Genomic DNA, 10,731 nt, shown 5'->3' with positions numbered 1-10,731 from the left:
CTCCGGCAGCTGCGGCACGGCATCTGCGTTGCCAAAATGCTCGATAAGACATCCAGTATTATCTGCGCTTTTGGCTTGGCATCTGCCGCACCTCGCTCGCCGTATCAGCACTTAGAATTATGCGGTATTGCCTTAAAAAGCTGCGTTTTGGACTGCATAGTAATTACTATACCACCGCCGCACACCTTGCGCAAGAGGGAACCGCGTGATATAATACCCTTTAACCTTTCAAGATTTTATGCAACAGACTTTTTCAAAAAGGACGTGTTAAGATGGAAAAGCGCCACAATTATGCGGCTGCCGGATTCCTGCTGCTGGGGATCGGCGCAGCGGGGCGGGCGTTCCTGGGTGTGCCGGAAGGCGTTACCATGGCGGAACTGAGCCTGACCGTGCTGCTGGTGATCGGCGCCCTGCTGCTGACACGGCAGGGGCTGGCTGCGCTTGTGTGCGGGTTGGCGGCCACGGCACTGGAGCTTGTTTTGTGCGGTTCCTGGGTGCAGGCCGGCGGGGCTTTGACCGCTGCTGCGCCGTTTTTGCGGCTGGCTGACCTGTGGCTGCTGCTGGGCCTTGTGTGGGGCAGCCTGCCTGCGGCCCGCCGCGCTGTGGATGACCTGAAATACACCCGCTCCACCCGCATGATGCTGGTTGCCTGCGGGGTGCTGCTGGCTGCCCACACGGTGCTGCGCATTGCCAGCCTTGCTGCGCCTGCCAGCGTGCCGCTGGGCAAGGCTTCTTCCGGCAGCTTTGTGGTATTTTCGGTACTGCTGCTGTGGTACACCGTGCTGATGGTCAAAGCCTACAACGTTCAGCGCACCAAACATTGAGCATACGGCCGTTCTGCGCCCTTTGGGGCACGGGATGGCCGTATTTTTATTCTATTATTTTGCGTGGAATCTCTTTACATCTTTAATGCATAAAAGTATAATAAATTCATCTATTCCCGCGTAACTTGGTGGGTTGTGGATGAAGAGGAATGGAAGAGGTTCGGAAGAGATTAAAAGAGGAGAGTATATTCATGCAACTTGATCTTTCCCGGTTTTCACCGGCTGAGCGCAGCACTTTGCAGCTGCGTGTATTATACGAGGGTGCAGGCTACCGCAAATTTCGCTGCTCCCATTTTGAGGAATATTCGCTCTATCAGCAGAATGAGCGCTTTCTTTCGGATTCCCAGGTCATTACTTTTACCGACCTGGACGGCAAGCTGCGCGCCATCAAGCCGGACGTAACGCTTTCGATCGCCAAGAACGCCCAGCCCGCCGCCGGGGAATGCAAAAAGTATTATTATACAGAGCAGATCTGCCGCCCCAGCCGCGAAAGCCACACCTTCTCGGAGATCAGCCAGATGGGCCTGGAGTGCATCGGTGCGGTTGGCGCTGCCGAACAGGCCGAGGTTGTGCGCCTTGCGCTGGAAAGCCTGGCCAGCCTGGAAGTTCCCACCGTGCTGGAAGTCAGCCATATGGGCTTTGTGACCGCCTTGCTGGACACCCTGCATGTGGATGCCGCCGCCCGCCCGCGCCTGCTGGAGCTGCTGCGCGATAAAAACGCCCACGAGCTGCATGCCGCCGCGCTGCAAAGCGGGCTGGATGAAGCCGCCGCCAACGCGCTGACCACCATTTTAAGCCTGCACGGCCCCTTTGGCACCACGCTGGCCGCCGCCCGCAGCCAGTGCCAGTGCGAAGCCCAGCAGGATGCCCTGCTGGAATTGCAGAGCCTGCAGAATGAACTGGGCGATGCCGGACGCGGCATGCAGCTGGATCTGAGCCTTGCCGGTGATATGGAATATTACAACGGCCTGGTGTTCAGCGGCTATGTGGCCGGGGTGCCTCGTGCCGTGCTGAAAGGCGGCCGGTATGACCTGCTGGCCCAGCGCTTTACCCCCGGTGCCTGCGCTCTGGGCTTTGCCCTTTACCTGGACGAGCTGGAACGCCTGAGCGCTCCCCTGCCGCCGGTACAGCAGCAGGGCACCGAGCGCCAGTGGCTGAACATCGCCCTGCCCAAAGGCCGCCTGGGCGATAAAGCCTATGGCCTGCTGGCCGCCGCCGGGTATGAAGCCAACGAAAACTACAACGAGACCCGCAAGCTGGTGGTGGAGAACCCCGAAGCCGGGGTGCGGTACTTCCTGGTCAAGCCCAGCGACGTTGCCATTTATGTAGAGCACGGCGCTGCCGACATTGGCATTGTGGGCAAGGATATCCTGACCGAATCCGGTGCCGATGTGTACGAGCTGCTGGATACCGGCATGGGCAAGTGCCGCATGTGCGTGGCAGGCCCCAGGAACTTTGTGGACGATGAAAGCCGCGCCCTGCGCGTTGCCACCAAGTTTGTGAACATTGCCCGCGCCCATTACGAGAGCATTGGCCGCGATATTGACATCATCGAGCTGAACGGCTCCATTGAGCTGGCTCCCATCCTGGGGCTTTCGGATGTGATCGTGGATATTGTGGAGACCGGCACCACCCTGAAAGAAAACAATCTGGCCGTACTGGAAGAGTTCATGCCCATTTCGGCACGGTTCATTGCCAACAAAGCCAGCTACAAATTCAAGTACGCGCAGCTGACCGAACTGCTGAACAAGATGAAGGAGGCGCTTGCCAAATGATCCGCATTTTTGAGTTTGACGCTTTGAAGCCTGAAGAAATCCTGAACCGTGATATCCGTGCGGAAGCCAGCGTGGAAGCAACCGTGGATGCCATTATCGCCGATGTGCGCGCCCGCGGTGATGCCGCCCTGAAAGATTACGCTCTGAAATTTGACCACGCCCAGCTGGACGAGCTGCGGGTGAGCCAGGCGGAAATTGACGAAGCCTTTGAAGCCGCCGGTGAGGATTTTGTGACTACCCTGAAGATGGCCGCCGCCAACATCCGCGCCTTCCATGAACACCAGGTCCACAAGAACTTTGTGATGAACGATACTCCCGGCATTGTGCTGGGCCAGAAATATACCCCGATTGAAAAAGCCGGTGTGTATGTGCCGGGCGGTACCGCCGCTTACCCCAGCACCGTACTGATGGATGTGATCCCCGCCAAGGTGGCCGGTGTGAAGGAGATCGTGATGACCACCCCCGCCGGGCCGGATGGCAAGGTGAATCCCTCCATCCTGGCTGCTGCGGTGATTGCCGGTATTGACAAGATCTTCAAGACCGGCGGCGCCCAGGCCGTGGCCGCGCTGGCTTACGGCACCGAGAGCATCCCCGCGGTGGATAAGATCGTCGGCCCCGGCAATATTTACGTTGCCACCGCCAAGCGCAAAGTGTTCGGCAAGGTTGGCATTGATATGATCGCCGGGCCTTCGGAGATTCTGGTGCTGGCGGATGGCAGCTGCAACCCCGCCTGGGTGGCAGCTGACCTGCTGAGCCAGGCCGAGCATGACAAGCTGGCCAGCCCCGTGCTGGTAACGGACAGCGCCGAGCTGGCCAAGGCCGTACAAGCCGAGCTGGAAGTGCAGATCCCACAGCTGCCCCGCGCTGCCATCGCCCGCGCCAGCGTGGACACCAACGGCAAGATCATTGTGACGGACGATATGAACAAGGCCATTGACGCCGTGAACATCATTGCCCCGGAGCATTTGGAAATTTGTGTGGACGACCCGTTCGCCGTTTTGAACAGCGTAAAGAACGCGGGCAGCATTTTCCTGGGCAAGAATGTGCCGGAAGCACTGGGCGATTATTTTGCCGGCCCCAACCACACCCTGCCCACCAGCGGCACGGCACGTTTTTCCAGCCCACTGGGCGTGGACGATTTTGTGAAAAAGTCCAGTTTCATTTATTACACCCGCGATGCCCTGGGCAAAGTTCAGTCCCGCATTGCCGATTTTGCCGAACATGAGGGCCTGCACGCCCACGCCAAGAGCGTTACCATCCGTTTTGAAGACCAGTGAAGGATGGGGTACCGGAGCGGAAGGCCAACCGTTTAGCAACATATAATTACAGCCAATCCGGTGTGTATTTCATTACGATTTGTTCCAAAAACAAGCGTTGCACCTTTGGAACGATTGTAGGGGGTGGCGTCCCCGACGCCCCGCGAACCCGATTGTCACCAACCGGTAAAATTGTTGCACGGCAGTTGGGGAATATGATTGCATTTTATCCCCATGTGCGGATTGAAAAATATGTTGTAATGCCCAATCACATCCATTTATTGATTGCCATTCAGCAAGGCCCATCCGGGGCGTCGAGGACGCCGCCCCCTACATCCGCCCGCGCAAGCCAGGTCATCCCGATGTTTATCTCCACTTTGAAACGGCTGACCAACAAAACAGCCGGGCATGCACTCTGGCAGCGCGGATATTACGACCACATCATCCGCTCCCCGGACAATTACAACACCATCTGGCACTACATCGACACCAATCCCGCCAAATGGGCGCAGGATACACTTTATGTCACGGACTTTCCTGATCCGGTGCGGCGGCCCGGCTGCTGCACCAACAAAGAGGTGACCCAAATGAGCCGTTATTTTACCAAAACGCTGGCTGCGCTGGAGCCTTACACCCCCGGCGAGCAGCTGAAACTGCCTGACCTTGTCAAGCTGAACGCCAACGAAAACCCCTACCCGCCTGCCCCCGGCGTGGCGGCGGCGGTGGCCGGAGCAGTGCCGGGGCTGCGGCTGTATTCCGATTTGACCGAAGCCGCGCTCTGCGCCGCCATTGCCTGCCACTGCGGCGTGCAGCCGGAAAATATTTTGTGCGGCAACGGCAGCGATGAAAACCTGCTGCTGGCGCTGCGCGCTTTCTGCGATGAAACCCACCCGCTGGCATTTGCCGATATCACCTACAGCTTTTACCCGGTTTTGTGTGATTTGTTGCACATTCCGCAGCATGTGATCCTGGTGGAGGAAGATTTCTCGCTGGATTTGAGCAAGTACCACGGCCTGAATGAGACCATCGTGATTGCCAATCCCAACGCCCCCACCACCCTGCTGCAGCCGGTGGCCGCCATTGAGGAAGTGGTGCGCACCAACCCCGACAGCATTGTGATTGTGGACGAGGCGTACATTGATTTTGCTGGGCCAAACGCCAGCTGCATTCCGCTGACCAAGAAATATGACAATGTGATTGTGGTGCAGACCTTCTCCAAATCCCACAATCTGGCCGGTGCCCGCGTGGGCTTCTGCGTGGCAAACCCGGAGCTGATTGCCGATATGAACCGCATCAAGTTCAGCTACAGCCCATACAACGTCAATTCCCTCTCCCAGGCTGCCGCCGTGGCCGCCATGGAGGATGAGAATTACTTCCGTGATACGGTGGGCAAGATCTGCGCCACCCGCGCCGACACAATGACCAAGCTGCGGGAGCGCGGTTTTACCGGGCCGGATTCCGCCACCAACTTTTTGTTCGTTACCACCAGCCGCATGCCCTGCAAACAGATTTTTGAGCGCCTGCGGCAAAAAGGCGTGCTGATCCGCTATTTCAGCGCCCCGCGCCTTTCCGATTATCTGCGCATCACCATCGGTACCCCGGAACAGATGCAGCGATTCTTTGAGGAGCTGGATTTGATTTTGGGGTAAAGTGGCATGGGGACGGAATTACCAGACCGCAAAGGGAACCGGTTAAAGGGGTATGATTACAGTGCCCGCGGCGTGTATTTTGTTACCATATGCACCCAAAACCGTGTATGTAACCTTGGTTCAGTTGTAGGGGCCGATGCTCGCATCGGCCCGCATGACGGGCTCAACCCTGATGTGCATATTGAATTATCACCGCTGGGCCGCATTGCTGAACAGGCATTATTGCAAATGGATGGTTTGCTGCATTATGTAATTATGCCAAACCATATTCATTTTTTGGTGGGCATCCAACCCAAAGCGGACGGGACGATGCAAGCATCGTCCCCTACAAATATTTCCCAGGTTGTCCGCATTTTCAAAGGGCGCGTTGCTCACAGGGCCGGGCATTCCGTATTCCAACGCTCTTTCTACGACCACATCATCCGCACTGAAACTGATTACTGGGCCATTGTGCAATAAAACCCGCTCAAATGGGTTTTGGACCCACTGTATCAGGAGGGAACACCATGAACCTGTATGACAGAATTAAACCCGGCAAACGGCGGCGTGGCTGGGGCGGGGCGGTGTTCCTGGCGGCGGCCTGTGTGGTTCTGGTAATCTGCATTGGCACCATTGGCTGGGCGGCGCGTTACCACCAGCGCTACCGCAGGTTTTCCACCGATTTTGCCGCCAGTGTGGAAAACGCGGGCAAGATCGGCGCTGCGCTGACCCGCAACGGCGAAACCTCCTCCCTGGACCCGGATGCCAGCAGCCGGTTATGCCGGTTGATCTGCGCCGCCGGGGCAGGCAAAGTGCAGCCAAGCTGCCCGCAGGGGGAGCCGCTCACCGTCCGCTACCACAGCGGCGCGGTGCTGGACTTGTGGGAAGTGGAAATACCCGAAGAGACCGCCAAAAACCCCACCGGCGTTTTTGTGCGTTATACCTTTGCCGATGGAACGGTTTACCAATATGACACAGACCAGATCCAAATGAACGAGGTCCGGCTGGCCCTGGGGCTACATTAACCCCAGGTATTAAGAGGGGCGCTGCAACAGCAGCACACAAAAAGGGGGAACGTATATGATCGCAATTATTGATTACGGCGTGGGTAACTTGTTCAGTCTGGCTTCCAGCCTGAAAAGCCTGGGGCTGGAAACCAAAGTGACCCGCGACGCTGCCGCCATCCGCGCGGCGGACCACATCATTCTGCCCGGTGTGGGCGCGTTTGCCGATGCCATGGCCAAGCTGGAAGCCACCGGCCTGGTGCCCGTTATCAAGCAGGAAGTGGAGCACAAACCGCTTTTGGGCATCTGCCTGGGCATGCAGCTGCTGTTTGAAAAAAGCTATGAGTACGGCGAACACACCGGCCTTGGCCTGATTCCCGGCGAAGTGTGCCCGCTGGCAGACGATTTGAAAGACCCCAGCCTGAAAGTGCCGCACATCGGCTGGAACCGGCTGGACATTGTGCCGGGGCGGGAAAACGACCCGCTGTTCAAGTACACCAAGCCCGGTGAGTATGTGTATTATGTGCACAGCTTTTACGCCAAAAACTGTGCCGCCAACACGCTGGCTGCCAGTGAGTACAGCATCCCGGTAACGGGCGCTGTGAAAAACGGCCTGGTATACGGCACGCAGTTCCACCCCGAAAAATCCGGCGATACCGGCCTGCGCATGCTGCGGGCCTTTGCAGAATTGTGAGGTGCAGCCATGAAGTTATATCCTGCCATTGATCTGCGCGGCGGGCAGGCCGTGCGCCTGTACCAGGGCGATTACGACCAGATGACCGTTTATAATGCAGACCCCGCCGCCCAGGCACGGGAGTTTATTGCCGCCGGGGCCAAGTACCTGCATGTGGTGGACTTGGACGGTGCCAAGGATGACACCACCGCCAACATGACCACCATTGCCGCCATTGCTAAGCAGGGCGGGCTGTTTATCGAGGTCGGCGGCGGCATCCGTGACGAAGCCCGCATTGAACAGTATCTTTCTCTCGGCGTGGGGCGCTGCATCCTGGGCACCATTGCCGTAAAGGATTTTGATTTTACCGCCCGCATGGCGCAGAAATACGGCCCCAAAATTGCCGTTGGCGTGGACATGCGCGATGGCCTTGTGGCTGTGAACGGCTGGAAAGAAGTCACCCCCGAACCGGGCGTTGCTTTCTGCCGCCGCTGTGCCGAAGCTGGCGTGCAGGCGATCATCGCCACCGATATTTCCCGCGACGGCACAATGCAGGGCACCAACATGGACCTGTACCGTGAGCTGTTGCAGATTTCCGGCCTGGAGATCACGGCATCCGGCGGCATTGCCCGCATGGAAGAGCTGGCGGAGCTGCAGGCCATGGGCTGCCACGCCGCAATTTTGGGCAAATCCATCTACACCGGCGCCATCGACCTCAAACAGGCTGTGGCACTGTATCAGGAATAAGGGGGCTGGGCGCATGATTACCAAACGTATTATCCCGTGCTTGGATGTAAAAGACGGCCGTGTGGTCAAGGGTGTCAACTTTGCCGGATTACAGGATATGGCCGACCCGGTCGAGATGGCCCGCTATTACAACGCGGCCGGGGCTGATGAGCTGGTGTTTTATGATATCACCGCCAGCGTGGAGGGCCGCACGATTTTTACCGATATTCTGCGCCGCGTTGCCAGCGAAATTTTTATCCCGCTGACGGTCGGCGGCGGCATCGGCAGCCTGGAAGATTTTGACCGGGTGCTGAAATGCGGTGCCGACAAAGTAAGTGTCAACTCCGGTGCCATCAAGAACCCGGCCATTATTTCCGCCGCTGCCCAGCGTTACGGCAATCAGTGCGTGGTGCTTTCGGCGGACATCAAGCGGGTGGATGGCAAGTTCAAGCTGTTCACCAAAGGCGGGCGCGAAAACACCGGCATTGACGCTCTGGACTGGCTGGAGCATGGCGTGAAAAACGGCGCGGGCGAGCTGGTTGTCAACTCGATTGACACGGACGGCGTAAAGAACGGCTTTGACCTGGAGCTGCTGGACGCCGTGGCCCAGCGCTGTGCTGTGCCCATCATCGCTTCCGGCGGTGCTGGCAAGATGGATGACTTCAAGGAGCTGTTCTTGAACCACCCCCGCGTGGACGCCGGGCTGGCAGCCTCCATCTTCCACACGAAGCAGGTGGACATCCGCGATTTGAAGCTTTACCTGCGTGAAAACGGCGTGGAGATGCGGGTATAACAGGCAAAAGCAGCCCATATAATTGGGGCTTGCCAAACAACGCAAAACACGCTAAACTATACTTATAGTTTTTTACTGAGAATGGGGAAACTTTTGGGAATCCGGCTGTGCGGTTCGCATGAATCTGCGGCCCGGCAGAGTGTACCCAGCCTTTCGCCGTTTTAGATAAGGAGTTCGCCATGGAAATCACCGAAAATTCCAAAACTCTGAAATTTGATGCCAACGGCCTGATTCCGGCCATTGTGCAGGATCACTACACCAAAGAGGTTCTGACCCTGGCTTATATGAACGCCGAAACCCTGGCTTTGACGATTGCCGAGGGCCGCACGGTGTTCTGGTCCCGCAGCCGCCAGGAGATCTGGCGCAAGGGCGAAACCAGCGGCAATGTGCAGCGCGTGGTTTCCATCACCGCAGACTGCGATAAGGACGCTTTGGTCGTGGATGTTATCAAGAGCGGCCCCGCCTGCCACACCGGCGCGGAAAGCTGCTTCTTTAACCCGGTCTATGTTTCCGATGAGCTGAAGCAGTTCACCTGGCAGGGGCTGTATGAGCTGATCGAAGGCCGCAAGACCAACCCCAAAGAGGGCAGCTACACCACCTACCTGTTTGACAAGGGTCTGGAAAAGATTCTGAAAAAGGTCGGCGAGGAATCCACCGAAGTGATCATTGCAGGCAGCAAGCGCGACAAAGAGGAAACCGTTTACGAGATCAGCGACCTTGCCTACCATGTGATGGTTTTGATGATTGAACTTGGCATTTCCGTAGAAGACATCACCAAAGAGCTGGAAAAGCGCCATGTTATTGACCATAAAGTGAAACAGGAGAGGATGCAGTAATGGCTAAGGAATATCTGCTCAGTTCGGTCCATGTTCACACCAAGCTGTGTGACGGCAAAAACACCCCGGAGGAGCTTGCCCTGAGCGCCTGGAAAGCCGGGCTGAAAACGCTGGGCTTCTCTGGCCACAGCCACACCCCGCACGACATTGAGTATTGCATGACCAATGCACGCACCCAGCTGTACCGCGCCCAGGTAGCCAAGCTGAAAGAGCGCTATGCCGGCAAGCTGGACATTTTGTGCGGCCTGGAATGGGATCTGTACAGCGATGACGACCCGGCTGCCTATGATTACTGGATCGGCAGCACCCATTATGTCAAGGGCCCCAAGACCGGCAAATATTACGAGATTGACTGGCGCGAAGCGGACCTGGCTGCCTGCATCCAGGACGACTTTGACGGCGACGGCCTTGCTGTGGTGGAAACGTATTTTGCCAACGTAGCTGCAGTTGCCGCCAAAAAGCCCACCATCCTGGGTCATTTTGACCTGATCAAAAAGGTGAACGGCAGCGGCAAGTTTTTTGATGAATCCGACCCGCGCTACACCGCCGCTGCCCACAAGGCACTGGAAGCTGCTGCACAGGCTGGCTGCGTGCTGGAAGTGAATACCAGCTCTGTTTATCGCGGCTTCCGCGAGGATTACTTTCCCTCCCCGGCCATCCTGAAAGAATGGCTGACCATGGGCGGCAATGTGACCATTACCGCCGATGCCCACGAAGCCAAGGCCCTGACCTTTGGCTTTGAGGAAGCCGCCGCACAGCTGAAGGAACTGGGCTATACCCGTGTTCTGGTGCTGGGCAAGGACGGTTTTGCCCCCTGTGAGCTGTAAAACGCAAAACACACCGCATTTTGCCGGGTGCGCACTTGCCGCACCCGGCTTTTGCTGTTATAATGGGAAAAAGCGTTTTTTCGGGAAAGTCGGAAAGCCATATAAGACGTTAGATCCATTGAAATGTGCGGTATAATTATTGCCCATCCGGGACGTCGGGGACGCCGCCCCTACAAGTAATTTGTGGATTAGTCACATATTTTCAATGTTCAATCCGACCTAAGGCAACACCGCACAATTCCCGCCTTACGGCTTAAGCACCGCTCCGGCGGCTGCGGCACGGCATCTGCATTGCCAAAATGCTCGATAAGACATCCAGTATTATCTGCGCTTTTGGCTTAGCATCTGCCGCACCTCGCTCGCCGTATCGGCACTTAGAATTATGCGGT

The 10,731-nt window shown here is 57.2% G+C and carries 11 protein-coding genes; all 11 read left to right on the top strand.

The features are described from left to right. The first annotated feature begins 272 nt into the window (after window positions 1–272). The 11 genes from C4885_RS13625 (at window position 273) to C4885_RS13575 (ending at window position 10,342) form a co-directional block, all read left to right on the top strand. Window positions 273–824, top strand: a complete 552-nt coding sequence (locus C4885_RS13625) for a hypothetical protein (protein ID WP_114000859.1) — start codon at window positions 273–275, stop codon at window positions 822–824. Between the two features lie 191 nt (window positions 825–1,015). After that, window positions 1,016–2,599 carry an ATP phosphoribosyltransferase gene (gene hisG / locus C4885_RS13620; protein ID WP_114000858.1) on the top strand — a complete coding sequence of 528 codons (1,584 nt, stop codon included), beginning with the start codon at window positions 1,016–1,018 and terminating at the stop codon, window positions 2,597–2,599. Then, complete coding sequence (gene hisD, locus C4885_RS13615) at window positions 2,596–3,876, top strand: histidinol dehydrogenase (protein WP_114000857.1); 1,281 nt, start codon at window positions 2,596–2,598, stop codon at window positions 3,874–3,876. The genes hisG and hisD overlap by 4 nt, the downstream gene beginning before the upstream one ends. Window positions 3,877–4,070: 194 nt before the next feature. Then, window positions 4,071–5,504 (top strand): histidinol-phosphate transaminase, encoded by a 1,434-nt coding sequence (hisC, locus tag C4885_RS13610; RefSeq protein WP_114000856.1) that lies wholly within the window; start codon window positions 4,071–4,073, stop codon window positions 5,502–5,504. A gap of 6 nt (window positions 5,505–5,510) precedes the next feature. Then, window positions 5,511–5,963, top strand: a complete 453-nt coding sequence (locus tag C4885_RS13605; protein ID WP_114000855.1) for a transposase — start codon at window positions 5,511–5,513, stop codon at window positions 5,961–5,963. Window positions 5,964–6,010: 47 nt separating this feature from the next. After that, window positions 6,011–6,508, top strand: coding sequence for a hypothetical protein (locus C4885_RS13600; RefSeq protein WP_114000854.1), 498 nt, complete (start codon window positions 6,011–6,013; stop codon window positions 6,506–6,508). A gap of 55 nt (window positions 6,509–6,563) precedes the next feature. Further along, window positions 6,564–7,181 (top strand): imidazole glycerol phosphate synthase subunit HisH, encoded by a 618-nt coding sequence (hisH, locus tag C4885_RS13595; protein WP_114000853.1) that lies wholly within the window; start codon window positions 6,564–6,566, stop codon window positions 7,179–7,181. Window positions 7,182–7,190: 9 nt separating this feature from the next. Then, window positions 7,191–7,907 (top strand): 1-(5-phosphoribosyl)-5-[(5-phosphoribosylamino)methylideneamino]imidazole-4-carboxamide isomerase, encoded by a 717-nt coding sequence (gene hisA, locus C4885_RS13590; RefSeq protein WP_114000852.1) that lies wholly within the window; start codon window positions 7,191–7,193, stop codon window positions 7,905–7,907. A gap of 13 nt (window positions 7,908–7,920) precedes the next feature. Next, a complete protein-coding gene (gene hisF, locus C4885_RS13585) occupies window positions 7,921–8,679 on the top strand; it encodes an imidazole glycerol phosphate synthase subunit HisF (RefSeq protein WP_114000851.1) in 759 nt (252 codons plus the stop codon). Between the two features lie 179 nt (window positions 8,680–8,858). Continuing rightward, on the top strand, window positions 8,859–9,515 hold the full coding sequence (gene hisIE, locus C4885_RS13580) for a bifunctional phosphoribosyl-AMP cyclohydrolase/phosphoribosyl-ATP diphosphatase HisIE (RefSeq protein ID WP_114000850.1): 657 nt from the start codon (window positions 8,859–8,861) through the stop codon (window positions 9,513–9,515). Beyond that, on the top strand, window positions 9,515–10,342 hold the full coding sequence (locus tag C4885_RS13575; RefSeq protein ID WP_114000849.1) for a histidinol-phosphatase HisJ family protein: 828 nt from the start codon (window positions 9,515–9,517) through the stop codon (window positions 10,340–10,342). Before hisIE ends, C4885_RS13575 begins: the two co-directional genes overlap by 1 nt. Window positions 10,343–10,731 lie beyond the last annotated feature (389 nt).

It is taken from the genome of Subdoligranulum sp. APC924/74, from assembly GCF_003324125.1.
Taxonomy (GTDB): domain Bacteria; phylum Bacillota; class Clostridia; order Oscillospirales; family Ruminococcaceae; genus Gemmiger; species Gemmiger qucibialis.
The sequence above is the reverse complement of the archived record's forward strand: the minus strand, read 5'-3'. Positions and strand labels throughout refer to the sequence as shown.